This window comes from Streptomyces apricus (assembly GCF_008369065.1).
GTDB lineage: Bacteria > Actinomycetota > Actinomycetes > Streptomycetales > Streptomycetaceae > Streptomyces > Streptomyces apricus.
In genome coordinates this window covers 134,547-159,549 of sequence record NZ_VDFC01000015.1, presented here as the reverse complement: position 1 = coordinate 159,549, position 25,003 = coordinate 134,547, and the positions used below count along the sequence as shown (strand labels likewise).

Annotated in this window: 18 protein-coding genes and 2 pseudogenes; 7 read left to right on the top strand and 13 right to left on the bottom strand. The window is 72.9% G+C overall.

The genetic code is table 11. The features are described 5' to 3' along the window. Both FGF04_RS05725 and FGF04_RS05720 read right to left on the bottom strand, forming a co-directional pair. Window positions 1-791, bottom strand: a 791-nt coding sequence (locus FGF04_RS05725; protein ID WP_149510220.1) for a ketopantoate reductase family protein, incomplete at its 3' end; no start/stop codon positions are given. Window positions 792-859: 68 nt separating this feature from the next. Continuing rightward, window positions 860-1,411, bottom strand: a complete 552-nt coding sequence (locus FGF04_RS05720; RefSeq protein WP_149510125.1) for a DUF1697 domain-containing protein — start codon at window positions 1,409-1,411, stop codon at window positions 860-862. Between the two features lie 326 nt (window positions 1,412-1,737). On the opposite strand from FGF04_RS05720, the gene FGF04_RS05715 reads away from it, so the two are divergent. After that, window positions 1,738-4,014, top strand: a complete 2,277-nt coding sequence (locus tag FGF04_RS05715; protein WP_149510124.1) for an MMPL family transporter — start codon at window positions 1,738-1,740, stop codon at window positions 4,012-4,014. 96 nt (window positions 4,015-4,110) lie between these two features. Here the strand turns inward: FGF04_RS05715 and FGF04_RS05710 are convergent, their stop codons facing one another. From FGF04_RS05710 to FGF04_RS05690, 5 genes and pseudogenes are all read right to left on the bottom strand, one after another. Further along, complete coding sequence (locus tag FGF04_RS05710; RefSeq protein ID WP_149510123.1) at window positions 4,111-5,169, bottom strand: CDP-alcohol phosphatidyltransferase family protein; 1,059 nt, start codon at window positions 5,167-5,169, stop codon at window positions 4,111-4,113. Window positions 5,170-5,444: 275 nt separating this feature from the next. Beyond that, window positions 5,445-6,647 carry a macrolide-inactivating glycosyltransferase gene (gene mgt / locus FGF04_RS05705; RefSeq protein WP_149510122.1) on the bottom strand — a complete coding sequence of 401 codons (1,203 nt, stop codon included), beginning with the start codon at window positions 6,645-6,647 and terminating at the stop codon, window positions 5,445-5,447. A 240-nt stretch (window positions 6,648-6,887) separates the two neighbouring features. After that, window positions 6,888-8,124, bottom strand: a pseudogene (locus tag FGF04_RS05700) (ABC transporter substrate-binding protein). Next, window positions 8,124-8,957, bottom strand: a complete 834-nt coding sequence (locus FGF04_RS05695; RefSeq protein ID WP_149510121.1) for a carbohydrate ABC transporter permease — start codon at window positions 8,955-8,957, stop codon at window positions 8,124-8,126. The pseudogene FGF04_RS05700 and the gene FGF04_RS05695 overlap by 1 nt, the downstream one beginning before the upstream one ends. After that, a complete protein-coding gene (locus tag FGF04_RS05690) occupies window positions 8,954-9,889 on the bottom strand; it encodes a carbohydrate ABC transporter permease (protein ID WP_149510120.1) in 936 nt (311 codons plus the stop codon). The genes FGF04_RS05695 and FGF04_RS05690 overlap by 4 nt, the downstream gene beginning before the upstream one ends. Before the next feature lie 239 nt (window positions 9,890-10,128). Here FGF04_RS05690 and FGF04_RS05685 point away from each other — a divergent pair, with 239 nt between their 5' ends. After that, window positions 10,129-10,989 (top strand): phosphotransferase enzyme family protein, encoded by an 861-nt coding sequence (locus FGF04_RS05685; protein WP_149510119.1) that lies wholly within the window; start codon window positions 10,129-10,131, stop codon window positions 10,987-10,989. A 109-nt stretch (window positions 10,990-11,098) separates the two neighbouring features. On the opposite strand, the gene FGF04_RS05680 is transcribed toward FGF04_RS05685, so the two are convergent. Then, window positions 11,099-12,001 (bottom strand): LysR family transcriptional regulator, encoded by a 903-nt coding sequence (locus FGF04_RS05680; protein WP_149510118.1) that lies wholly within the window; start codon window positions 11,999-12,001, stop codon window positions 11,099-11,101. Window positions 12,002-12,093: 92 nt separating this feature from the next. Between FGF04_RS05680 and FGF04_RS05675 the strand changes: the two genes are divergently transcribed. Both FGF04_RS05675 and FGF04_RS05670 read left to right on the top strand, forming a co-directional pair. Beyond that, a complete protein-coding gene (locus tag FGF04_RS05675; RefSeq protein ID WP_149510117.1) occupies window positions 12,094-13,137 on the top strand; it encodes a DMT family transporter in 1,044 nt (347 codons plus the stop codon). Beyond that, window positions 13,098-13,604 carry a YbaK/EbsC family protein gene (locus FGF04_RS05670; RefSeq protein ID WP_149510116.1) on the top strand — a complete coding sequence of 169 codons (507 nt, stop codon included), beginning with the start codon at window positions 13,098-13,100 and terminating at the stop codon, window positions 13,602-13,604. Before FGF04_RS05675 ends, FGF04_RS05670 begins: the two co-directional genes overlap by 40 nt. A 23-nt stretch (window positions 13,605-13,627) precedes the next feature. On the opposite strand, the gene FGF04_RS05665 is transcribed toward FGF04_RS05670, so the two are convergent. The 4 genes from FGF04_RS05665 to FGF04_RS05650 form a co-directional block, all read right to left on the bottom strand. Next, a complete protein-coding gene (locus FGF04_RS05665) occupies window positions 13,628-14,350 on the bottom strand; it encodes a 3'-5' exonuclease (RefSeq protein ID WP_149510115.1) in 723 nt (240 codons plus the stop codon). Window positions 14,351-14,433: 83 nt separating this feature from the next. Further along, window positions 14,434-15,666 carry an SAV2148 family HEPN domain-containing protein gene (locus FGF04_RS05660; RefSeq protein ID WP_149510114.1) on the bottom strand — a complete coding sequence of 411 codons (1,233 nt, stop codon included), beginning with the start codon at window positions 15,664-15,666 and terminating at the stop codon, window positions 14,434-14,436. 102 nt (window positions 15,667-15,768) lie between these two features. Beyond that, a complete protein-coding gene (locus FGF04_RS05655) occupies window positions 15,769-17,088 on the bottom strand; it encodes a copper amine oxidase (protein WP_149510113.1) in 1,320 nt (439 codons plus the stop codon). 91 nt (window positions 17,089-17,179) lie between these two features. After that, window positions 17,180-18,010, bottom strand: coding sequence for a Tat pathway signal sequence domain protein (locus FGF04_RS05650; RefSeq protein ID WP_149510112.1), 831 nt, complete (start codon window positions 18,008-18,010; stop codon window positions 17,180-17,182). Window positions 18,011-18,189: 179 nt separating this feature from the next. On the opposite strand from FGF04_RS05650, the gene glgX reads away from it, so the two are divergent. The 3 genes from glgX (at window position 18,190) to FGF04_RS05635 (ending at window position 24,256) form a co-directional block, all read left to right on the top strand. Further along, on the top strand, window positions 18,190-20,298 hold the full coding sequence (gene glgX / locus FGF04_RS05645) for a glycogen debranching protein GlgX (protein WP_149510111.1): 2,109 nt from the start codon (window positions 18,190-18,192) through the stop codon (window positions 20,296-20,298). 142 nt (window positions 20,299-20,440) lie between these two features. Next, a complete protein-coding gene (gene treY / locus FGF04_RS05640) occupies window positions 20,441-22,825 on the top strand; it encodes a malto-oligosyltrehalose synthase (RefSeq protein ID WP_149510110.1) in 2,385 nt (794 codons plus the stop codon). A 180-nt stretch (window positions 22,826-23,005) separates the two neighbouring features. Continuing rightward, window positions 23,006-24,256: a M14 family zinc carboxypeptidase gene (locus FGF04_RS05635; RefSeq protein ID WP_149510109.1), complete on the top strand. Its 1,251-nt coding sequence runs from the start codon at window positions 23,006-23,008 to the stop codon at window positions 24,254-24,256. A 27-nt stretch (window positions 24,257-24,283) separates the two neighbouring features. On the opposite strand, the pseudogene FGF04_RS05630 reads toward FGF04_RS05635, so the two are convergent. After that, window positions 24,284-25,003 (bottom strand): annotated as a pseudogene (locus tag FGF04_RS05630) (dehydrogenase); the annotation flags it as partial.

Genomic DNA, 25,003 nt, shown 5'->3' with positions numbered 1-25,003 from the left:
GCACCCCGCCCCTCCCCACCGAGCGGCACGAGCCGCATCTTGCCGGCGCGCGCCTCCTTCTGTTCCGCGGCGGAGGCGTACGGGATGCCCGCGGCGGCCAGCACGGCCTCCCCCTCCGCCCGTACGCGGGCGTTCAGCTCCGCGGCCTCCTCGCTGTCGACGACACCGCTGACGGCCTCGATCGCGTTGGCGAGGTTGGCCAGCAGCTTGGCGTACTGCCAGCGCGTCACGTCGGCCACCACCGGCGCCTCGAAGCGGGACGCGGCCAGGTCGGCGGCGACGGCCCGCGCGGTGTCGTCCGTGCCGTGCGGGAAGCGGCCCAGGTGCAGGATGCCGGTGAGGGGCGCACCGGCCGCCGACACCTCGCCCGGCTCGACGAAGGTGGCGGGCAGCCACACGCAGACGCCGTACACCCGCCGGAAGCGCCGCAGGGCCAGCCGCTGGCTCTCCACCCCGTTCTGGGCGCAGAACAGCGGCAGCCGCTCGGCCGCCGTGCCGCCGCCCTCGACGGGGACGGGGGCCCACGCGTCCAGCGCCGCCACGCTGTCCTGCGTCTTCACCGCGAGCACGAGGACGTCGTCCGCGCGCAGTGCGCCGAGGGCGCCGGGTCCGTCGACCACGGGCAGCCGGTGGGTGCGCGGGCCGTCGGGCGTCACGAGACGCAGTCCGTGCTCGCGCAGCGCGTCGTGGTGGGCGCCGCGCGCGACCAGCACCACCTCGTGCCCCGACTCGGCGAGGCGGCCGCCGACGGCCCCGCCCACGGCCCCTGCTCCGACGATGATGTAGCGCATGGGCCGAGCCTGCCACAGGCGCGCGGGCGCCCACCGGCCGGCCCTTGCCGGCCCCGGGTCGACTCTGGTCAGCCCTCGGTCAGTTCGGCGAGTTTGACGACGGTGTTCCAGTTGCGCGCGGTGGCGACGACGCCCTTCGTCAGCCGGGGCCGCGCCAGGACCTCCGCCAGTTTGGAGCGGCCGAGCCCGTCGGGGGCGTACAGGTACAGGACGCGGTCGCCGAGGCGGAACTCCTCCGGCAGGAACGCCGCCCCGTCGACCGACGCGAAGCGGTCGGGGCCCACCGGCGCCGAGAAGTACGTGGCGTGCAGCTGCTTGGCCTCCAGTTCGGCGGCCGGGAACGGACAGGCGTCCAGGACGGCCCGCAGGTACGCGTGGTCGCGCACCAGTACGTCGACCGTGAACCCGAAGTGCTCGGCGAGGGCCGCCGACACCTCCGCGGCGAGCGCGTCCTCGTCGCCGCGGTCGCTGGAGAAGACGGCGTTCCCGCTCTGCAGGTACGTGCCCACGTCCGCGTACCCGAGGTCCTGGAGCAGGGTGCGCAGCCCGGCCATCGGCACCTTCCTGCTGCCGCCCACGTTGATCCCGCGCAGCAGCGCCGCGTACCTGGTCGTGCCCATGGTCCCCACCGTCGTCCCCTCGGTCGTCCGGGCACCCTGAGAGCGGCCGTCGTGCCCCGTGGGGGTGGGCACGACGGCCGCGGCCTTGGGCTGCCCCGGCAACGCAGGTTACCGACCGGTCGGCCTGTCCGCGACCCCCGGGCAGCCGATTTACGTGTAGGGGGCGACCGTCCTCCTCAGTGCGGAGGCCGAGGGGTACGGGGGGAGGAGATCTCGGGGCCGGACTTCACCGGAGCGCACGAGGAGAGCCCTTTATCCGCGCCCTACGTTCATAGCGGGAGGTGCCGGCGCGGGGCCGGCGCCCGGAACGAGGGGGCAAGCCCGTCATGGGGAACGGAGACACGCGGGTACGGGGCATAGCGGCCCGGGCCGGCGGCTGGAGCGCCCGGCACCGCTGGGCGGCCGTCGGGATCTGGGTGCTGTTCGTCGTTCTGGCGATGGGACTCGGCTCGGCGGCGGGCACGGTCGAGCTCAAGGACAGCGAGCAGCTCGGGGGCGAGACGGGACGGGCCGCGGCCCTCTCGGAGCAGGCGGGGGTCGACGAGCCGGCCGGGGAGACCGTGCTCCTCCAGAGCCGGGACGGGAGCCTGAAGGCGACCGGCGCCGAGTTCCGCGCCGCCGTCGCCGCGGTGATCGAGGCGGTCGAGGACACCGGCCGGGTGACCGACGTGACCTCGCCGTACGACACGAAGACGATCTCGAAGGACGGCCGCAGCGCGCTGGTGCAGTTCGACATGCGCGGCGACGCGGACACGGCGGGCGAGCGGGTGGAGCCCGTGCTGAAGGCCGTCGAGGAGGTCCAGAAGGACCACGAGGCGCTGCGGATCGAGGAGATCGGCGGCGCCAGCATGAACAAGACGTTCGACGACGCGTTCGGCGACGACTTCAAGCAGGCCGAGTTCTCCGCCGTGCCGGTGGCCCTCGGCATCCTGCTGGTGGCGTTCGGCGCGCTGGTGGCGGCCCTGGTGCCGGTCCTGCTCGCGATCACGGCGATCATGGCCACGATGGGCCTGATGATGATCGTCAGCCACGTCCAGCCGATGGACGACACGTCCAGTTCGGTGATGCTGCTCGTCGGGCTCGCGGTCGGCGTCGACTACTGCCTGTTCTACCTGCGGCGCGAACGCGAGGAGCGCGCGGCGGGCCGCGACGCCGAGACCGCGCTGCGGATCGCCGCGGCGACCAGCGGCCGGGCCATCATCGTCTCCGGCGTCACGGTGTGCGTCGCGATGGCGGGCATGCTGTTCACCGGCATCGCCACCTTCAAGGCGATGGGCCTCGCCTCGCTGATGGTCGTGGCGGTCGCCATGGTCGGCTCGGTGACCGTGCTGCCCGCGGTGCTCTCGCTGCTCGGCTCACGGGTCGAGAAGGGCCGCATCCCGTTCCTGCACCCGGACAAGCGCCGCAAGAAGCAGGGCGCGGACAACGGTTCCGAGGGCGGCAGCCGCTTCTGGACGGCCGTGCTGCGCGTGGTGCTGGCCCGGCCGGCGGTCTCGCTGGTCGTCGCGGCGGGCGCGCTGGTCGCCATCGCGGCCCCCGCGCTCGGCATGAAGACCCAGAACCTCACGCTGGACCAGGAGTTCGGCGACTCGCTGCCGATCGTGGCGACGTACGAGCGGGTGAACGAGGCCTTCCCCGGCGGCTCCGACCCGGCCGAAGTGGTCGTGAAGGCCGACGACATCAACGCGCCCGAGGTGAAGTCCGCCATCGCCGACTTCCGGGAGCAGGCGGTCAGCTCGGGCGCCTCACGCGGCCCGGTCGACGTCAAGGTGCACGACGCGCAGAACATCGCCTTCGTGTACGTGCCGCTGGTGGGCGGCTCCGACCTGGAGGAGGCCGAGAAGAGCCTGACGACCATCCGCGACGAGGTCCGTCCCGCGACGCTCGGCAAGGTCGACGGGGTGGAGGCGCCGGTCTCCGGTCAGGTCGCGGGCTCGAAGGACTTCAACGACCAGCTCGTCAGCGCGGTGGCCCCGGTCTTCGTCTTCGTCGTGGCCTTCGCCTTCCTGCTGATGCTGCTCTCGTTCCGCTCGCTGACGATCGCGGTCACCTCGATCGTCCTCAACCTCCTGTCGGTCGGGGCGGCGTACGGCATCCTCGTCGCGGTCTTCCAGCACGGCTGGGGCGCGTCGCTGGTGGGCGCCGAGGGCGTGGGCGCCATCATCACCTGGCTGCCGCTGTTCCTCTTCGTGATCCTCTTCGGGCTCTCGATGGACTACCACGTGTTCGTGGTCTCGCGGATCCGTGAGGCGCGGCTGCGGGGGCTGACGACGCGGGACGCCATCCAGCACGGGGTGGTCACCACGGCCGGGGTCATCACCAGCGCCGCCGTCATCATGGTCGCCGTCTTCGCGATCTTCGGAACGCTGTCCATGCAGTCCATGAAGCAGATGGGCGTGGGCCTCGCGGCGGCGGTCCTGATCGACGCGACGATCATCCGCGGTGTGCTGCTGCCGGCGGTCATGGCCCTGCTCGGCGAGCGCAACTGGTACTTCCCGAAGTGGCTGAACCGCCTGCCGGACCTCAGCCACGACGAGTCGTTCGAGGCTCCGTCCACGACACCGCCGCCTCCGGCGGTCGCGGGGGAGAAGGTCGGCGTCTGACCGGCCGACCGTACGACGGCACGGCCGTGGGGCCGGGGCACCCGCCCCGGTCCCACGGCCGTTCCCCCGTGTTCCCCCGTGTCCCCCGGTCCTCGGTCAGGCCGCCGTGGCGACCTGTTCGTGATCGCGCTCGAAGGAGTCGATCGTGCGGGTGAAGTCACGGGTGGAGAGCAGCAGTTTGTAGATGATGGCGAGTTCGAAGACGAGGAGCAGCGCCCCGGAGACGACGGTCGCCTCGATGACCGAGTCGAACAGCGGGCCCAGGATGAAGACACCCATCTGGAACTCGATGCCGCTCACCAGGTGCGTACGGATGCGGTGCCGCAGGAAGAAGGACCGGGCGCGCAGGTAGGCGGGGAAGCGGTGCCGGAACTCCTGGTGCAGGTCGATGACCCGGGCCGGTGCCTTCGCCGGGACGTCGTCCGCCCCGGCCTCCGTCGTCTCCCCGGCCGGTGTCTCCCCGGCCGCCGCCTCCTGGACCGCCGCCGTCTCCTCGGCCGCCGCGACCGCCGCGACCGCCGCCGGTGAGGCCGCCGCGGCCTGGCGGATGTCCTGCTCGATGTCGGCCTCGGGGTTGTTGCGGAGCAGGTCCTCCATGAAGGCGAGTTCCGCGGCGTTCTCCGCGCGCCGGGCCTCCCGTACCCGCGACTTGATCTGCTTGCGCATGGTGTGGCGGATCTTGAAGATCTCCAGGCCGTTGATGTAGCGCAGCGTGTCGAGGAAGACGACGGCCGCGGCCAGCCAGATGTAGATCGTCTCGCCGGTGCGGTGGTACTGGCCCGCCATCAGCGCGACCCCGCACACCGCCACCCGGATGCGGTCGAAGACGAAGTCCAGCCAGGCGCCGAAGACGGACCCCTGGCCGGTGAGCCGGGCCACCTTCCCGTCCATGCAGTCCAGGACGAAACTCAGGTGGTAGACGAACGCGCCGGCGATCAGCCACCGCCAGTCACCGAAGGCGAAGAAGCCCGCCGAGACGAGGCCGAGGAGGAACGCGCCCCAGGTGATCTGGTTCGGTGTGATCCGCGTGTACTTCGCGGTGAGCCGCACCAGCGGAGTGGCGACCGGGTCGACGAGCAGCACGGTCCACCAGGCGTCCCGCTTCTTCTCGGTGATGCGGCGCACCTCTGCGAGGGGCGGTATGTCACGGCGCATAGGTCAACTTCCCAAGGTTCGTTTCGAGTTCACCTCACGCTAGGAAGGAGTTCCGGAAAAGAACAAGAAGAGACCCGTGCAACCTTCCACCGGGGTCGGTGGTCATACCCGGTAACCAGGTCCATGACCTGGCAGGACAGACCGTACGTTATCCGAGCGTTACCAAATGACCTTCCCGTTATACAAAGTGCGCCATGGCTTCACCGATCGCGTGCAACCGTGACCGGGGGGAATTCGGAGTTCGCTGACGGTCACCGGATCAGGCCTTTTTCCGTTCACCGGCGCTCCTTGGGAATTTCCGCCTCGATCAAATCCGCGGCACGGGAAGTCCCGCCTTCGGCCGCCATCTGCGCCTGGACCTCCTTGAGCCTGCGCGCGACCCCGGGGTCGTCGGCGACGGCGAGGACGGCCTCCCGCAGGGCGCCGGCCGTGGCCTCCTCCATCGGCAGGTGGCGGGCGACGCCGAGGGCCTGCAGCATGTCGGCGTTGCCGAACTGGTCGACGGCCTGGGGTACGCAGACCATCGGTGTGGCGGTCGCCATGCCCTCCTGGCTGCCGCCGGCCCCGGCGTGCGTGACGAACGCGTCGGCCTGCTGGAGGATCGCGAGCTGCGGGACCCAGTCGTGGACCTCCACGTTCGGCGGGAGGTCGCCCAGCTCGGCCGGGTCGACGTGCTTGCCGATCTGGAGCACGAGGTGCCAGCCGGGCAGGCCGCCGAACGCCTCCACGCAGGCGCGGTAGAAGGCGGGCTGCTTGGTGAAGCTGGAGCCCAGCGACACGAGGACGACGCGCCCGGCGCCGTCGGGCCGCCGCCACCCGCCCTGGGCGGTGCGGTCGCCCTGGCAGGCACCGACGAAGGTGTATACGGACTCGTCGACCCGGTCGGCGTTGGGCTGGAGCGCCTTCGGGATGAGGACCAGGGAGCGGGCGGGACGGCCGCTGAAGGTGTCGGGGTCCAGGCCGACGCCGTTCTCGTCCAGCCAGGCCTGGAAGCGGGCGTAGTAGGCCTGTCCGCGCTCGGTCCTCCTCGGCTCCGCCCACATGGGCTCGGCGACCTCCTCCTCGTAGCCCTCCCAGGCGACGAGGTTCGGCGAGAGGGAGACGACCGGGACGCCCCAGCGGTGGGCGAGGACGCGGGCCGGGTAGGCGGTGATGTCCTGCAGTACGAGGTCCGGCTCGTCACCCTCGTACGCCGCGGCGAGCTGCGGGAGCGCCTGGACGGCGTCCGCCAGGAAGGGCTCCACGTTGTCCAGGAGCGTGGTTCCCCAGGCGGCGGGGTCGTCGTCGGCGGACGGCAGGGTCGAGTTCCAGAGCTTCGGCTCGGCGCCCGTCTCCGCGACCTTCTCCGCGAAGGCGGGCGGGATCGCGTAGGTGACCCGGTGGCCCCGGGCGACGAGCTCCCGGATGACTTCGAGACTGGGGTTCACGTGCCCGTGGGCGGCGATGGAGAACATGGCGATGTGGGCGGGGGTGGTCATGCGGGAACCTTAAGCGAGACGAGACGTCTCGTGCAATTAATTATCCGAGCTGGCCGGCGGTCGCTTTCCGGGTGCGGCCCGGTGGGGGCTGGTCGCGCAGTTCCCCGCGCCCCTGAAAGACGGGGCTGCGCCCCTGTCTTTCATCGGGGCGGTAGCCCCTGCTTTTAAGGGGCGCGGGGAACTGCGCGACCGGCCACAGCGGACCCGCACTCGATGACGCGCCCCCAGCCCAGCGAACCGTCACCTCTGGTAGCGGTTCAGGACCCGGTTTCCGTCCGTCGTCAGGCGTCGCCTGAGCTCGCTCAGTCCGATCGCCCCGCTGTAGTACTCCTGGAGCGCCGGCGTCGCCACCTTGTCCTTCCACTCGGGATACCCCCGCACGGACTGCGCCCCGCGTCCCCGTGGGCAGCATCCAGTCCCCCAGGGCGAGCCGCACCATGTTCCGCGGCCGCAGCAGGAAGTCGATGAACGCCGCGGCCTCCTCCTTGTGCGGACTGTCCTGGGCGACGGACAGCGTCTGCGGGCTCACCCCCTGGGCGAGCCCGTCCGCCCCCGCGGGCGCGGGCAGCACCCGCCACCGGAACCCCTTCGGCGCCTGCTGCACGATCTGCTGCCGGTAGGAGAACCCGAGCGGGACCATCGCGTACTTCCCGCCGAAGAACCCCGGCAGCGTGTCGGAACCGCCGCTGCCGAGCGTAGAGTCCGGCGCGCTGGCGTCCGCGTTGACCTGGTCGCGGATGGTCCGCGGCACCACCGCGTCCCCCTCCTCGAACCGGATCCGCACCTTCCCGTCGTCCCCGCGGTGGAACAGCCGCCCGCCGGCCGACAGCGACAGGTTGAGCGTGGCGGACACAGGCTCCTTCAGCGGCCAGGCCACCCCGTACTTCCCGTCCCCGTCGGCCAGTTCGGCGGTGACGGCCCGGAACTCGCTCCAGCTCCACGGCTCGCGCGGGGTCGGGATGCGCACCCCCGACTCCTCCAGCCACTCGGCGTTGGCGATCAGGACGCGCGGTTCCTGCAGGAACGGCACGCCGTACACCCCGTCCCCGAAGGTCGTCGTCTCCCAGCTCCGCTCCGGGATGTCCGACCTGAGCCGCTCGGACAACAGCCCGCGCAGGTCCGCGAGATACCCCCCGTACGCGAAGTCCGCCAGGTCGTCCGAGGCGTCGTGGACGACGTCCGGCGCCTCACCGCCCTCGAAGGAGGTGAGCAGCTGGTCGTGGACGCTGTCCCAGGAGCCCTGCACGTACTCGACCCGCACCTTCGGATGCGCGGCGTTCCACTCCCGCACCAGCTCCTTGTTGACGTCGACGGACTCCTTCTGCCAGGCCAGGGACTGGAACCGGAGCGTGATCCGGCCGTCCCGCGAGCCGTCACCGCCGTCCCCGGAACAGCCGGCCCCCGCGACGAGCAGCAGTCCCGCGACCGCCGCGGCCGACCAGCGCGTACGCACGCGCGCCCACCTCCGTGTCCGCATCAGCTCTTCACCGCCCCCGCGAGCATCCCGCCCGTGATCCGTTTCTGGATGAGCGCGAAGACGACCAGGGACGGGAGGGTCGCCAGGAACGCGGCGGCGGCGAGCGGGCCGAGGTCCGCCACGCCCTCCGCGCCCAGGAAGTGGGTGAGGACGACGGGCAGGGTCTGTTTCTCCGGCGTCTTCAGCAGCACCAGCGCGAAGAAGAACTCGTTCCAGGCGCTGATGAACGCGAACAGGCCGGTGGCCACGATGCCGGGTGCGAGCAGGGGCGCGATGATCGAGACGAGCGTCCGCAGCCGTCCCGCGCCGTCCACCGCCGCGGCCTCCTCCAGCTCGGCCGGCACCGCCCGTACGTATCCCACCAGCATCCACAGCGCGAACGGCAGCGCCCACACCACGTAGACCATGACCAGTCCGCCCACGGAGTCGATCAGCCGCAGGTTCTTCAGGACGAGGAACAGCGGGATGATCACCAGCACGAACGGGAACGCCTGGCTGACCACCACCCAGCCGGTCGCCGCCTTCGCGAGCCGGGTGCGGTGCCGGGCCATGACGTACGCCATCGGGGTCGCGATCAGTACGGCGATCAGCGCCGCCCCGACCGCCGCGACCAGGGAGTTCGCCGCGGCCCGCAGCAGCGGCTGCTCGTCGAAGGCCTGGCGGAAGTTGTCCAGGGTCGGGTCCCGGGGCAGCCAGGTCGGATGCAGGCTCGCCAGCTCGCGCGGCGGCTTGAAGGCGGTGGAGACCAGCCACAGGAACGGGAAGGCGAGGAAGACCAGGTACGCGAGGAGCGCGGCGTACTGGCCGGCGCGGGCCCTTCTGCTCGTCCTCATGCGTCCCCGTCCCCGCGCAGCCGGCCCACCAGCTGGAGGGCGAGGATCACCGAGATCACCGCGACCATCACGCATCCCATCGCCGCCGCGTAGCCGAACTGCCCGTAGCGGAAGGCCTCTTCGTAGGCGAACAGCATCGGCAGCCGGGTCCGGCCGCCGGGGCCGCCGCTGGTCAGCACGTAGACCAGGGCGAAGGAGTTGAAGTTCCAGATGAAGTTGAGCGCCGTGACGGCGAGCGCGACCGGTTTCAGGGCGGGCCAGGTGACCGTGCGGAAGCGCCGCCAGGCCCCGGCGCCGTCCATGGCGGCCGCCTCGTGCAGTTCGCGCGGGGTGTTCTGCAGTCCGGCGAGCAGGACGACCGTCGTCTGGGGCATGCCCGCCCAGATCCCGACGACGATCACCGCGGGCAGCGCGGTCGCCAGGCCCGACAGCCAGTCCCGCCCGTCGCCCAGGCCCAGGTCGCGGATGGTCTCGTTGAGGATGCCCGCGTCCGGGTTGTAGACCAGCCGCCACATGATGCCGACGACGACCTCGGGCATCGCCCACGGGATGATCGCGAGGGCCCGTGCCAGCCAGCGCAGCCGCAGTTCCTCGTTGAGCAGCAGGGCGAGCCCCAGTGCGAGCAGGAACTGCGGCACGGTCACCCCCACCGCCCACAGCAGGCCGATGCGGAACGAGTCCCAGAACAGGGTGTCGTACAGCAGGTCCTGGAAGTTGAGGGTGCCGATCCACTGCGTGGGCTCTGTGCGGCCCGACTGCGCGTCGGTGAACGCCAGGGCGATGCCGTAGAGGAGCGGTCCGACGCTCAGCACCAGGATCGGGATGAGCGCGGGCAGCACCAGGAACCAGGCGCCGCGGTCGACGGGGCGGCCCGGTCCGCGGGTCCCCGGCGCGGGTCTCCCTGACCGCTTCCCCGCGGTCGCCAGTGTCACGGATTCGGCTCCTCTGAGCGTTTCGTGCGGTTCTGGCCGTCCCGGTGGCCCCCGTCATCGTCGTGATCCGCCGACACCGCGTCAAGACAGCACGCACGCCCTGCCCGGCGGCTCCTACCAGTGCGGATGCGACACGGGGCGGCCCGCGGCGTGCTCCCGGCGCCCGCGGCGAGGGGCAGAATGGCGTCCGACGCGGTACAGGGAACGGTGGGGGCCGAGGGCTCCACGGGAGGCGAGTGATGGACGAGACACGGGCGCGGGACGTACTCGCCGAGGCGGGTCTCGGCCGGGACGGCCGGGACGCCGTGCTGCTCGCCCTGGGCGAGAACGCCGTCTTCGCCATCGGTGACCTGGTGGTCAAGGTGGGCCGCGACAGGGAACTCTTCGACCGGGCGCGGCGCGAGCTGGCCGTCGCGCTCTGGCTCGCCGAGGCGGGCGTCCCGGCGGTGCGGGCCGCCGAGCCCGAAGCACGGTCCGTGGCCGGTCACCCGGTGACGCTGTGGCACCGGCTGCCCGATCCCGTACGGCCGGCCGAACCGCGTGACCTGGCCGGACTGCTGCGGGTGGTGCACGCCCTGCCCGCGCCCGGCTTCGCGCTGCCGCGCCGGGAACTGCTGGGCGGGGTGGAACGGTGGCTGCGGCTCGCGGGCGACGTGATCGACCCGGCCGATGCGGCGTACCTGCGCGGCCGGCGGGACGGCTTCGCCGAGGCGTCCGCCGCGCTCACGCCGGAACTGCCGCCCGGACCCATCCACGGCGACGCCCTGCCCCGCAACGTGCACGTCGGCCCCGATGGGCCGGTCCTGGTCGACCTGGAGACGTTCTCCGCGGACCTGCGCGAGCACGACCTGGTCGTGCTGGCCCTGTCCCGCGACCGGTACGGGCTGCCCGCCGAGGCGTACGACGCGTTCACCACGACGTACGGCTGGGACGTGCGCGAGTGGGAGGGGTGCACGGTGTTGCGCGGGGCGCGGGAGACGGCCAGCTGTGCGTGGGTGGCGCAGCATGCGCCGAGCAATCCGAAGGCTCTCGCCGAGTTCCGGCGGCGGGTCGCGTCCTTGCGGGAGGGGGACGAGACGGTGCGGTGGTATCCGTTCTGACCGGTTCGCTGCGCGGCGCGGTGGCTTGTCGTCTGCGGGTGTGTGGGGGCTGAGCGCGCCCACGCGGCGGAGCCGCACATCGACACAGCCCCGCGCCCCTTCGGGGCGCTCAGCCCGGGGCGCGGATCGTTTCCGCCGCCCGGCGCAGCTCGGTCAGGACCGTGCGTACCGCGCCCCTGGCCGTGCGTTCCGGGCGGTGGAGGGCGTCGATGTGGCGGCGGGCCCGGACGCCGCTGAGCGGTCTGAGGACCAGGGCGGGGTGCGGGCGCATCGTCCAGCGGGGCATCAGGGCGAGCCCTCCGCCGGCCGCGACGGCCTCGGCGACCACCGCGAACTCGTTGATGCGGTGGGCCAGGCGCAGCGGGCGGCCCGCCGCCGTGGCGATGGCGTCGATCGTGGCCACGACCGGGAAGCCGTCGTGTGCCGTGATCCAGGTCTGGTCGGCCACGTCGCGCGGGGTGAGCCGGCGCTTCTCCGCGAGGGGGTGGTCGGCGGGCAGCGCCACGTCGAGCGGTTCGTGCAGCAGCGGTGTGGCGGTGACGGTGCGCGGCCAGGTCGGCGTGTGTTCCAGGCGGTGGGCGAGCACGAGGTCGTACTCTCTGGTCAGCGGCGGGAAGTCGTCCTGGACGACGTCCGCGTCGGCGAGGGACAGACGGGGCCCGCCGGGTGCGGCGAACGCCCGCAGCAGCAGCGGGAAGAACGCCGACGCCGCGCTGTGGAAGGCGGCCACCGACACCTCGCCGTCCGGCCGGTCGACGAACGCGTCCACGCTGTGCCGCGCGCGCTCCAGCGCCGTCTCCACCTCGATGGCCGCGCCGGCCAGGGCCTGCCCGGCGTCGGTGAGGACCAGCCGCCGCCCCTGGCGCTCGGTGAGCGGTACGGGGATGGCGCGCTGGAGCAGCCGCAGTTGCTGGGAGATCGCCGAGGGCGTGACCAGCAGGGCCTCGGCGACCGCCGTCACGCTGCCGAGTTCGCCCAGCTCACGCAGGATCCTGAGCTGCCGTTCGTCCATGGTCGCGGCCCTCCCGCCGATGTAGCGATGCTAAAGGATCATTTAAGAAGTTGGCTCTGTGCTTCAGGGACACGGCAGGGCAGGGTGAACGCGTGCCCGATGCCCGCCGTACCGATGCGGTACTCCTCCTCGTCGCCCTCGTCTGGGGCTCCAGCTATCTCTCCGCCCAGACCGCGACCGCCGTGCTGCCCGTCCTGGTGGTGCTGTTCGCGCGGTACGCCCTGTCCGCGCTCGCCTGTCTCACCCTGGTCGCCGCCGGCCGCAAGTCCGGCCCCTGGACCCGCGACGAGATCCGGATCGGACTGCCGCTCGGGGTGACGCAGGCGGCCATCCTGGTGGTGGAGACGTACGGCGTCGCGCACACGAGCGCCGCCAACGCGGGCCTCATCATCAGCCTGACCATCGTGATCACCCCGCTCCTGGACCGCACCGGCCGCGGCGGGGGTCTCCCGCCGTCCTTCTACGCGGCGGCCGGCGTGTGCCTGCTGGCCGTCGGCCTGCTGATGTCGGGCGACGGCTTCCACGCACCGCGCCTCGGTGACCTGCTGATGCTCGGCGCCGCGGTGATCCGGGCGGGGCACGTCGCACTCGTCGGCCGGCTGACGGCGGGCCGCGCGATCCGCCCGCTGCGGCTGACCACCGTGCAGACCCTCGTCGGCACGGCGCTCTTCCTGGGGCCCGCCTCCGGCGACCTGCCCACTCTGGTGCACGTCGGCGCGGCGGGCTGGGCCCAGCTGCTGTACCTCGCCCTCTTCTGCAGCGTGTTCGCGTTCCTCGCGCAGACCTGGGCCGTCCAGCGCACCTCGGCCAGCCGGGCCAGCCTCCTGCTGGGCACCGAGCCGATCTGGGCCGCGGCCGTGGGCATCGCCCTGGCAGGCGACCACTTCACCCCGCTCACGGGCCTGGGCGCGATCCTGATGCTGACCGGCACGTACTGGGGCCAGGCGATAGAACGCGCCCACCGCACCCGAGGGACGAAGGCCGCGCGAAGGGCGCCTTCAGGGGCGCGGGGCCCTGACATGAGTGGCTCCGCCACAGGGGCGCGACCAGCCACGACGCACCCGCAGCCGAAAACCGACCCCCGGGAGGACCCCGCATGCCAACCCCCACCACCCACGACACCTACACCCGTCTGATCGCCCTCCTCGACACCGCCGCCGTCGACTACGACCTCATCGACCACGAGCCGGAAGGCGCCACCGAGGCCGTCTGCGCCCTGCGCGGCCACCCCGCGTCCGAGGCCGCCAAGTGCATCGTCCTGCGCGTGAAGGTGGACAGGAGGACCACGCGTCACGTCCTCGCGGTCGTCCCCGGGGACCGCCGCGTGGACCTGGACGCGGTCAAGGCCCTCTACGCGGCCCGCTACGCCGGTTTCAGCGACGCGGAGACCGCGGAGCGCCTGGCCCGCTCGGTGCCGGGCACGGTCCTCCCGTTCAGCTTCGACGCGGAGCTGGAGGTCGTCGCCGACCCGGCCGTCGTGGCCCAGCGGCGCCTCTACTTCAACGCCGCCCGTCTCGACCGCTCCCTGGTGATGTCCGGCGCCGACTACGCGGAGCTGGCCGCGCCGCGCATCGAGCGCATCGCGGGTCCCGCCGCCGGCTGAGGCACCGGCGGGGGCGCCCGGTCTCAGACCCGCTCGTCCGCCAGGTCCCGTACGGGCCAGGTTCCGTCGACGACCGCCTCCGCGTCCCCCTTGCGGCGCAGGAAGCCCTGGAAGTCGGCCGCCCAGTGCGCGTACCACTCGATCTGGCGGCGGTGGAGCTCCGCGGGGTCGAGCGCGGCCACCTCGGGGTGGCGGGCGGCTATCGCGGTGGCCAGCCGGGCCGCGGCCAGCGCGTCCGCCGAGGCGTCGTGGGCGGCGTCGAGCCGGACGCCGTACTCCCCGCAGACCGCTTCGAGGTTCCGCTTGCCGCGGCGGTAGCGGTCCACCGAGCGGTCGATCGTGTACGGGTCGACGACCGGCGCGGGATCGGTCCCGCCGAGCCGCTCGCGCAGGGACGGCAGCCCGTACCGCCGCAGCTCGGCGGTGAGCAGGGTCAGGTCGAAGGCCGCGTTGTACGCCACGACCGGCACGCCCCCGCGCCAGTACGCGACGAGCGCCGAGGCGATCGCGTCGGCCACCCGGTCGGCGGGCGCGCCCTCGGCGGCCGCCTTCTCGTTGCTGATCCCGTGCACCGCGACCGCGTCCGCGGGGATCTCGACCCCCGGGTCGGCGAGCCACTCCCGGTGCCCGACCTGCTCCCCGCCGCGGACCTCGATCACCGCCGCCGTGACGATGCGCGCCTCGCGCGGATCGGTCCCGGTCGTCTCCAGGTCGAAGCCGACCAGCAGCTCCGCGTGCCAACCCATGCCGGCTCCCTTCCTCGTGGTGCGTTCCCCCAGTGATCTCCACGATGTCATGGGCCACTGACAATCCGGGGAACCGGGATCGGTCAGGACACCGGGCGCGAATCCGCCCAGGCCACCTCGAACTCCTCGCGGTACGTCCCGAAGAGGCCGTCCTCGCCGGCCGCGTCGGGCTTGAGCACCCGGCCGCCACCGCGCAGCACGAACACGGGCGCCTCCATCCCGCGGGTGCGCCGCAGGTACGACTGCACGACCGCCACGCCGTCCGCCCCGTCCCCGTCGACGAGGTACGCGGTGAAGCGGGGCGTCTCGTCGTAGACCTGGATCTCGAAGGCGCCGGGGTCGCGCAGCCGGGCCCTGACCCGGCGCATGTGCAGGATGTTCATCTCGACGGAACGGCTCAGTTCGCCCCGTTTGATCCCCAGCTCCCGCTCGCGGCGCTTGACCGCGCTGGAGGCGGGGTTCAGGAAGAGCAGCCGCACCCGGCAGCCGGACTCGGCGAGGCGCACCAGCCGCCGCCCCGAGAAGTTCTGCACGAGGAGGTTGAGGCCGATGCCGACGGCGTCGAGGCGGCGGGCGCCGCCGAAGAGGTCCTCGGCGGGGAAGCGCCGCAGCAGCCGCACCCGGTCGGAGTGCACGGCCACCACGTCCGCGTACCGGTCGCCGACCAGGTTCTCCACGGCGTCGACGGGCAGGCGGCGTGCGGACGGCACGTCGCTGCCGGCGCCCAGGATCTCCAGGAGCTTCGCGGACGCCCGCTCGGCCTGCGCCAGGACGGCCTCGGACAGGGCCCGGTTGCGCGAGACGACGTTGCGGGTCACTTCCAGTTCGTCCAGGGCCAGTTCGACGTCCCGGCGCTCGTCGAAGTACGGCTCGAAGCACGGCCAGTGCTGCACCATCAGCTCGCGCAGCTGCGGCAGCGTCAGGAAGCTCAGGACGTTGTCGTCGGCCGGGTCGAGCAAGTAGCCCTTGCGGCGGCTGACTTCGCGCACCGCGACGGCGCGCTGGACCCACTCCTGGCCGGCGGGTCCGGCGGCGGCGACCACCCAGTCGTCCTCGCCGTGCACGGGTTCGTAGATGGGGCGCAGAACGGCGGCCACGACCGCGCGCAGCCGCTGTTCGACGAGGTTGAGCCAGATGTAGGCGCGGCCGGCCCGCTGGGCGCGCGTACGCACCTCGCTCCAGGCGTCCGCGCCCCAGTCCAGCTCCGCCCCGATCTCCATGGGGCGGGCCAGGGACACCGCTCCGGGCGGGGCGTCCGCGGAGCCCCCCTCGTGACCGCCGTCACCAGGGGGCAGCTCCAGCCCTCCGGACCCCACCCGCACACCGCCTTCCGCTCCCCCGAGCACTCCCCCGGCCAACGATCAAGGAAGGGTACTCCGGGAGCGGCGGGCGGTGCAGCCGGATGGACAGGTCGATTCTCAACGACCGTTGTCCGGGCGCCCGTTCTGGTCGGCCAGCTCCGGCGGAGTGAGCGGATTCATAGCGGTGACATCGCGCGGGGCGAGCGAGAAGCCCTGCCAGTGGACCGGCATGGGCTGCTGGTCCTCGTCCCGGGCGACGTGGTGGAAGCCGATGTTCACCCAGCCCACGGGGTGGGTGAGGGCCTGTCCGTCGACCCACTTGTCGACGGATTTACCGGCTCCGGTACCGCAGTTGCGCAGGTTGTGGCTGGCGAACTGCTCGCACTTCTTGTACTGGGTGAAGTAGATGTCGTGCTTGGTGTAGCTGCGGCCCGGGTACTTGTTCGAGGCACCCGGGACGAACTCGTACGAACGGGCGTGCTCGTCCTTGTTCTTGCCGGTCGTGCTGACGACGCGCCACCAGCGCATGTTCTTGGCGTCACCGGCGAGTTCCTTGGTGACCTTGGTGCGGGTGGTCTTGTTGCGCGGGGCCTCACCGCCCTGGGCCGGCGGGCTGACCACGGAGTCGTACTGCTCGACCTTGTTCTTGGAGTTGCCGTCGAGGCCGAAGTTCAGCCGCCAGAAGACGTTGTGGCTGTGACTGGTGGCGTAGCCCTTGGCGCCCTTGCCGATCGGCCAGCCGCGGCCGTCGCCGGCGTCGTAGTCGCCGGGCGACAGACTGCCGGTGGCGCCGACGTTCATGTTGATGGTGCCGTCGTCCTGGAAGCGCCACTCGGTGATGTACTCGTACCAGCCGACCTGGTTGACGGTGTAGACGAGCAGGTCCTTGCCCTGCTGCTGGAAGACCTTGCCCGCCGTGTCGCCCTGCATGCGGTAGGCGTGGCCGCGGGAGCGGGTGGTGGCGCACAGGCCCTTGACGTCCGGGTGCTCCGGGTCCCAGGCGTCCGGGACCTTGACGGTCTTGATGGTGCCGCCGGGACATTCGCCGGGGGCCATCTCCATCAGGCCCTGGCCGAAGCCGGCGCCGGTGAGGTCGTCGTACTCGACCGAGCCGTCGTCGTAGGGGACGTGGATCTGGGCGAGCTTCGCGCTCGTCAGGACGCGGATGGGGGCGGCCTCGCCCTTGGGCTGGTACGAGACGTTCTCCAGGACGAGCCCGGCCTCGCTCTCGTAGTGCCAGCACATCGTCCAGGTGGTACCGGTGGCGAGCTTCTGCTCGATCTTGTACGCGGCGCTGCAGTCGGCGGCGGCCGCGGGAGCGGCCTTGCCCTGGGCGACGGCGGGTCCTGCGCTCGTCGCGGCGCCGACGGTCAGGGCGGCCAGCGAGAGGCCCKCCGCCGCCCGCCTGCGGGCGCGGCTTGCTCTGTTCACGTGCATGAAGAATTGACTCCCTTGCAAGTGCGGGAAAGTGGGAAAGGTGAAGTGGTGCGGTCAGGCCGGAGGAAGGAGAGCGGTGGACCGGGAAGGCTCAGCCGACCTCGGCGACCTTGCGGGCGCTGAGGTCGATGACCAGGTCACGGCTGTCGATCCAGGGCCCGTTCTTCGCCTTCACGAACAGGCGCAGGCAGCGGTGCTCGCCGCAGTCGGCGAGGGCGGCCGGCGTGCCGGGGGTCGCGCGGAAGACCATGCTGTTGAGCAGCAGCTGGTCCGGGGTGGTCAGCTTCTTGCCGGTCGCGTCCTTGTAGTCGGCCCGCAGCCCGGCCCCCAGCCGGTCGGCGATCAGCAGCTGCGCGGCCTCGACGGTCTCGGCGCGGCTCAGCGGCGGCTGGACGCCGTGCTGGGTGTCGGTCGCCTCGACCTTGCCGGTGTCAAGATTGACGGTCTTCGTGACGAGCGAGTCGTCCTTGTAGTCGTAGAACGACACCTCCGCGCGGCGCGGCGCGCCCGGGTCGTCCAGTTCCGCCAGCTCGGGTTCGGCGAGGTCGACGGTGATGCGCTGCGGCCCCTTGTCGCCCTCGACGTTCTCGCTGCTGCGCAGGAGCTGCCGGTCCAGGGCGAGGTCCGTGACCCGCTCGGTCTCGTCGTCGGTGAGCGGATCGCGCCCCTTGCCCTTGTCGCCCTCGGCCGGTGCCTGCTCGACCACGCCCGGCCGTACGGCGCCCTGCGCCTGCTCCCCGGCCGCGCCCCCCTGCCCCTCCTGTCCCGCCTGCCCGGCGTTCTGCCCGGCGCCCCGGCCCCCGGAGTCGTCGGCCCCCGCCGAGCCCGGCAGGGTGATTCCCACCATCACGGCCGTCCCGGCTATCGCCATCYCCGCGCCCGCCACCACTTTGCCCAGATGGCGGTGCACTATTGTGCGCACATTTCCCCCTACTCCCCCTGTATGTCCAGGGGTCGCTCGGATCCCACTGGTTCGGCATACCGCGTATGCACCGGTCGAGCGGTAAGAGGGAGGTAAGTCATAGGTGGTTCCATGAGTTTCGGGGACACTCGGGCAGGAGTCGCCCTCCGCGGCGTCGCACAACTGGAAGAGTTGCATCCATGCAGGTCTGGCCTGGACAGGCGTACCCACTCGGTGCCACGTACGACGGCGCCGGCACGAATTTCGCGGTCTTCTCGGAAGCCGCGGACCGGATCGAGCTGTGTCTTCTTCACGACGACGGCTCCGAGACTGCGATAGAGCTGCGCGAAACCGACGCGTTCGTACGGCACGCGTACCTGCCCGGCATCATGCCGGGCCAGCGGTACGGGTTCCGTGTGCACGGTCCCTACGAGCCGGAGCGGGGGCAGCGCTGCAACTCCGCGAAGCTGCTCCTCGACCCCTACGCGAAGGCCATAAGCGGCAGCATCGACTGGGGCGAGGAGGTGTACGGCTACCACTTCGGGGCGCCCGACGAGCGCAACGACCTGGACTCGGCGCCGCACACCATGAGCTCCGTGGTGGTCAATCCGTACTTCGACTGGGGCGACGACCGCCTCCCGCGCACGGAGTACCACCAGACCGTGCTCTACGAGGCCCACGTCAAGGGCCTCACGATGCTGCACCCCGGGCTGCCGGACGAGCTGCGCGGCACGTACGCGGCGCTCGCCCATCCGGCCGTCATCGAACACCTGACCGAGCTGGGGGTGACGGCGCTCGAACTGATGCCGGTCCACCAGTTCGTGAACGACCACCGTCTGGTCGACATGGGCCTCAACAACTACTGGGGCTACAACACGATCGGCTTCTTCGCCCCGCACAACGCGTACGCCTCCTGGGGCGACCGCGGACAGCAGGTCCTGGAGTTCAAGTCGGCCGTCCGGGCGCTGCACGAGGCGGGCATCGAGGTCATCCTCGACGTGGTCTACAACCACACCGCCGAGGGCAACCACCTGGGCCCGACGCTGTCCTTCAAGGGGCTCGACAACGCCTCGTACTACCGCCTGACGGACGACCCCACCTACTACATGGACACCACGGGCACGGGGAACTCCCTGCTCATGCGGTCCCCGCACGTGCTCCAGCTGATCATGGACTCGCTGCGGTACTGGGTCACCGAGATGCACGTGGACGGATTCCGCTTCGACCTGGCGGCGACCCTGGCCCGCCAGTTCCACGAGGTGGACCGGCTGTCGTCGTTCTTCGACCTGGTCCAGCAGGACCCGGTGGTCTCCCAGGTCAAGCTGATCGCCGAGCCCTGGGACGTCGGCGAGGGCGGCTACCAGGTGGGCAACTTCCCGCCGCTGTGGACGGAGTGGAACGGCAAGTACCGCGACACGGTACGGGACCTGTGGCGGGGCGAGCCGCAGACGCTCGCCGAGTTCGCGTCCCGGCTGACGGGGTCCTCGGACCTCTACCAGAACGACGGGCGCCGCCCGCTGGCCTCCATCAACTTCGTCACCTGCCACGACGGCTTCACGATGCACGACCTGGTGTCGTACAACGAGAAGCACAACGAGGCGAACGGCGAGGACAACAACGACGGCGAGAGCCACAACCGGTCGTGGAACTGCGGGGTCGAGGGCGAGACCGACGACCCCGGTGTCCTGGCGCTACGGGCCCGCCAGCACCGCAACTTCACGGCGACCCTGCTGCTGTCGCAGGGCGTGCCCATGCTCAGCCACGGCGACGAGTTCGCGCGCACGCAGGGCGGCAACAACAACGCGTACTGCCAGGACAACGAGCTGTCCTGGGTGCCGTGGCCGGAGGACGGCAGCGAGCTGCTGGAGTTCACCCGCGCGATGGTGCGGCTGCGGCGCGAGCACCCGGTGTTCCGGCGGCGCCGGTTCTTCCACGGACGGCCCGTGGAGGGCACCCACGACGAGCTGTCGGACATCGCCTGGTTCACCCCCGCCGGCAAGGAGATGACCGACGACGACTGGGGCTCCACGCAGTCGCGGGCGCTGTCGGTGTTCCTCAACGGCAACGCCATCTCGGAGCCGGGGCCCCGCGGGGAGCGGATCACCGACGACTCGTTCCTGCTGCTGTTCAACGCCTCGCCGAAGACGCTGGACTTCGTGGTGCCGGTGGACCACGGGCGCCGGTGGCAGGTGATCGTCGACACGAGCCGGGACGGCGGGGTTCCCGCCGGGACCGGGGAGAAGATCGACGCGGGTGACAGCATCACCATGCCCGACCGGAGCATGGTGGTCCTGCAACGGCCTGCGTGACCGTGCGCAGTTCCCCGCGCCCCTGAAAGGGGCGCGGGGAACTGCGCGATCAGCCCCCACCGGGCCGCGGACGAAAAACCGCGCACCCCCCGGAGCGAGTGTCGGGGACACGAAACGGCGCCGGCCGGGTACGTAAGTCCCCATGACACCTGCGCACCCCGGCCCCACCGCCACGTACCGCCTCCAGATCCAGCCGGAGTTCCCCTTCGGCGCGGCCGAGCAGGCGGTCCCCTACCTGGCCGAGCTCGGCGTCTCCCACCTGCACCTGTCCCCCGTCCTGGAGGCCGTCCCCGGCTCGGGCCACGGCTACGACGTCGTGGACCCCGCGCGCGTACGGGAGGAGCTCGGCGGCGAGCAGGGCCTGCGGAGCCTGTCCGCCACCGCCCGCGAGCACGGCCTCGGCCTCGTCGTGGACATCGTGCCCAACCACATGGCGATGTCCCCCCGCCACAACCGCCCCCTGTGGGAGGTGCTGCGCGAGGGCCCCGACTCCCCGTACGCGCGCTGGTTCGACATCGACTGGGAGGCCCAGGGCGGCCGCGTCCTGCTGCCCGCGCTCGGCGGGCCGGTCGGCGCCGAGCAGGGCTCCCTCGTGGTCGACGGGGACGTCCTGCGCTACCACGACCACGCGTTCCCGCTGCGGGCCGGCACCGAGGGGCTGCCGTTGCCCGAGCTGCTGGACGCCCAGTGGTACCGCCTGGCCTGGTGGCGGCTGGCCCGCACCGAGCTGAACTACCGGCGGTTCTTCAGCATCTCCGAGCTCATCGGGGTGCGCGTCGAGGACCCCGAGGTCTTCGACGCCACCCACGGCAAGATCCTCCAGCTGCTGGACGAGGGGGTCGTCGACGGGCTGCGCATCGACCACCCGGACGGCCTCGCCGACCCGGACGCGTACCTGCGCCGCCTGGACGCGGCGACCGGCGGGCGCTGGACCGTGGTCGAGAAGATCCTCGCGGACGGCGAGCCGCTGCCGGCCGCCTGGCCGGTCGCCGGCACCACCGGCTACGACGCCCTGCGGCACGTGGACGGCGTCCTCKCCGACCCGGCGGGCTTCGGGGAGCTCCTCGGCCGGTACCGGCGCTTCGCGGCCCCCCAGGCCGACCGCGGGGGCGACTGGGAGGCGACCGTGCGGCGGGCCGCGTACAAGGTGGTCCACCACGAGCTGGCCGCCGAGGTCGAGCGGCTCACCCGCGAGGCGGACCGGCTGTGCCGCACGTCCGCCGACCCGGTGCTGCGCGACCGCGCCCCCTGGGCCCTGCGCACCGCGCTGCGCGAGCTCCTGGTCCGCCTGGAGGTCTACCGGCCGTACACCTCGCAGGACGCCGCGTCGGTCGTCACCGAGGAGGCCGCGCGGGAGGCGAAGCGGGCCTTCAAGGTCCCCGAGGAGGCCCAGGCCGTCGACCTCGTGCGGGACCTGGTGGTGGGGCGCCTCGGCGAGGGGCCCGAGCACGCGGCCTTCCGGGCCCGGTTCGCTCAGCTGGCGTCGGCGCTGCGGGCCAAGTCCGTGGAGGACACGGCGTTCTACCGGTACGTACCGCTGCTGTCGGCGACCGAGGTGGGCGGTGAGCCGGGGGCGCCCGCGGTGTCCCCGGAGGACTTCCACGCGTACTGCGCGCGCGTGCAGCGCGACTGGCCCGCGACCGGCACCGTGCTCTCCACCCACGACACCAAGCGCAGCGCCGATGTGCGGGCCGCGATCTCCGTGCTCACCCAGGTGCCCGGGCGGTGGGCGGACCTCGTCGCCGACGTGACCGCGCTGACGGCCGCCGAGGGCGTGGGCGCGCCGGACCCGCAGCTGGCCTGGGCGGCCTGGCAGACCGCCCTCGGGCTCGGCCCCGCGGACGGGGAGCGGCTCCAGGACGCGCTCCTGAAGCACGTCCGGGAGGCGGGCCTGGCCACGGCGTGGACCGAGCAGGACCCCGCGTACGAGGAGGCCGTGGCCGCGTTCCTGAAGGCGGGGCCGTGCGGGGCGCCCGGGCAGCGGGTCGCCGGGTTCCGGCGGTCGCTGGAGCCGTACGTGCGGGCGAACGTCCTCGGGGGCGCCCTGGTCCACCTGACGATGCCGGGCGTGCCGGACCTCTACCAGGGCACCGAGTCCGAGTACCGGGCGCTGGTGGACCCGGACAACCGGCGCCCGGCGCCCTTCCCGCCGAAGGACCCGGACGCCCTGTCCGCCGAGAAGGCCGCGCTGACGGCGGCGGCCCTGCGGCTGCGGCGGCGGCGCCCCGCCGTCTTCGGCACGTCCGCCACCTACGAGCCGCTGCCCGCCCGGGGCCCGGGGGCGGCGCACTGCCTCGCCTTCGCGCGCTCCGGTGAGGTGCTGACGGCCGTCACCCGGCTGCCGGTGCGGCTGGCGGAGGAGGGCGGCTGGCGCGACACGGAGCTGGCGCTGCCCGCGGGGCGGTGGGCCGATCTGCTCACGCCCGGACGGGAGTTCACCGGCCACGCGCGCGTGGCGGAGCTCTTCGGGCCGTTGCCCGTGGCGCTGCTGGAGCGGGTGGGGGACGACCCCGCGCCGCGCGGCTGACCGGCGCCGCCGGTGCGCTGCGCCCGGCCGCACCCGCCGGGCGGAGCGCACCGCCGTCCCGCCCGGCGGCACGTGCTGCCGGGCGCCCCCGGGGGCGCCCTCACGCATCCTTGACAGGGCATCCGCGCCATGGAGTACTGCGGGGGTGACGCCGGGCCGGACAAGCGGAACAAGTCGGGGGTGAGTCTCCTGCCGGAGCTGCGCTACCCCAATGTCACCGAGCTCCTCCGCGGCGCCCGGGCCCTCGTGGCCCGGCAGCCGGGGCTGTGCTCGCTCCGGCAGGTCGGCAGCTCGCGCGCCGGCCGGCCCCTGCACCTGCTGTCCGTGGGGCGGGCCGCTCCCGCGGTGCTGGTCGTGGCGGGCGCCCACGCCAACGAGCCCACCGGCGGCGCGACCCTGCTGGCGCTGGCCGGGCGGGTGGTGCGCGAGCGGCCGCTGCGGGACGGCACCTCCTGGCACTTCCTGCTCTGCGCGGACCCGGACGGCGCCGGTCTGCACGTGACGCCGGCGCCGCGCACCCTGCTCGACTACCACCTCGGCTTCTTCCGCCCGGCCGGGTCCGAGCAGCCCGAGTGGTCGCCCGCCGTGCTGCCGCCCGACCGGCTGCCGCCCGAGACCCTCGCGCTCGTGCGGGTCATCGACGAGCTGCGGCCCTACCTCCAGGTGAGCCTGCACGCCACCGACCTGGGCGGCAGCTGGGTGCAGCTCACCAGGGACGTCCCCGGGCTCGCCGAGCCGTTCGCGAAGTCCGCCGCAGAGCTGAACATCCCGGTGGAGACGGGCGCCTCGGACGCCGCGGGCTGGCCGGCCGCCGGACCCGGTGTGCACGTGATGCCCGCGCCCGGCACGGAGCAGGTCTACCCGAGCATGCCGGACGACGCCCGGCTGAGCACCTGGTACCGCGCCCACCGGCACGGCGGCCTGACCGCGGTCGTCGAGGTGCCGATGTGGGCGAGCGACCTGGTGGACGACCCCGCGCCGCACCCCGCACCGGCGGCGGCGATGCACCGGCTGGCGGGCCGGCTCCTGCGGGACGCGCGGCAGGTCGAGGACGTCCTCGCCGAGGCGCTGCCGCGGCTGCCCGGGCCGCCGGGCCCGCTGCTGCGCGCCGCCCGGTGGGCGCTGGAGCTGTCCCCCGCGCTGGCCGGCGACTGGCACCGGCCGCCGCCCCCGGGCGCCACGGCGGCGTACCTGGGCAGCGTGGACGCGTTCGGCCGCCGGCTGCCGCTGCGGGCCGCGGCGATGCTCCTGCGGGTGCTGCGGGAGGCCGGCGACCCGGCCGCGCCCCGCCTGGAACAGCTGGTGGTGTCCTGGAGCGAGGCCTTCGCGGAGCGCTTCGGTGCCCGCTGGGTGCCGCTGGAGCACCAGGTCGAGCACCAGAGCCGCACCGTGCTGGCGGCGGCGCGGCACGCCCGCGACCTGGCCGCGTAGGACGGCTGGGCGCGGGTGCGCCCCGGCTCATTCGAACGGCACCCGGGTCCTCGTCGTGGGGCGGGCGGACGGACGCGGGCCGGGGCCGGGCGCGGGGTCCCGGTGCCGGGCCAGGTCGAAGGCGGCGAGCACCACGCGGGCCTGGTACTCGGCCTGCCGGGCGACCGGGACGAAGCGGGCCCCCAGGCCGTCGTGGTACTCCGCGCACCAGCCGTCGATGAGCCGGTCCAGTTCCGCCCGCGCGCCGCACGGGTCCTGCCCGGTGGCGGTCACCAGCTGGTGCAGCAGTCCCGCGGTGCGCAGCGCGCTGCGGCGGGCGCAGATGCGCAGCGCGGTCAGCCCGGCCGCGGTCAGCGGCGGCAGCGGCCGGGGGCTCCCGTCGGCGCCGGTGGCCGGCGCGGTGTCGGGGTCCCAGGAGTCGGCGAGGCCGGGGCAGACCAGTACGTGGTCGTCGACGGGCGCGAGCAGGCGCTCCGCGTCCGGGACCGCCCCCAGGCGCGGGCGGACGCGGGCCAGCAGCCCCTCCAGGAGGGCCGTGTCGTGGCGCAGGGTCCGGGCGGCCTCCCGCAGGGCGTCGTCGGTCCCGGCGGGCACCGAGGGGTCCTGCACGGCCGGCACGGCCCACATGGGCGCCTCCACGACCGCGGTGACCGTGCCGTACGGGTGCGGGTGGAACCAGGTGGACCCGACCGCCGCCTCCGTGATGGCCGCGGTCAGGGCGTCGTCGCGGCCCGTGGACGGGGGCAG

Excerpts from the sequence above, each read along its gene's own strand:
- FGF04_RS05720 (WP_149510125.1), bottom strand. The coding sequence starts at position 1,411 with ATGGGCACGACCAGGTACGCGGCGCTGCTGCGCGGGATCAACGTGGGC.
- FGF04_RS05715 (WP_149510124.1), top strand. The coding sequence starts at position 1,738 with ATGGGGAACGGAGACACGCGGGTACGGGGCATAGCGGCCCGGGCCGGC.
- FGF04_RS05710 (WP_149510123.1), bottom strand. The coding sequence starts at position 5,169 with ATGCGCCGTGACATACCGCCCCTCGCAGAGGTGCGCCGCATCACCGAG.
- mgt (WP_149510122.1), bottom strand. The coding sequence starts at position 6,647 with ATGACCACCCCCGCCCACATCGCCATGTTCTCCATCGCCGCCCACGGG.
- FGF04_RS05695 (WP_149510121.1), bottom strand. The coding sequence starts at position 8,957 with ATGAGGACGAGCAGAAGGGCCCGCGCCGGCCAGTACGCCGCGCTCCTC.
- FGF04_RS05685 (WP_149510119.1), top strand. The coding sequence starts at position 10,129 with ATGGACGAGACACGGGCGCGGGACGTACTCGCCGAGGCGGGTCTCGGC.
- FGF04_RS05680 (WP_149510118.1), bottom strand. The coding sequence starts at position 12,001 with ATGGACGAACGGCAGCTCAGGATCCTGCGTGAGCTGGGCGAACTCGGC.
- FGF04_RS05670 (WP_149510116.1), top strand. The coding sequence starts at position 13,098 with ATGCCAACCCCCACCACCCACGACACCTACACCCGTCTGATCGCCCTC.
- FGF04_RS05665 (WP_149510115.1), bottom strand. The coding sequence starts at position 14,350 with ATGGGTTGGCACGCGGAGCTGCTGGTCGGCTTCGACCTGGAGACGACC.
- glgX (WP_149510111.1), top strand. The coding sequence starts at position 18,190 with ATGCAGGTCTGGCCTGGACAGGCGTACCCACTCGGTGCCACGTACGAC.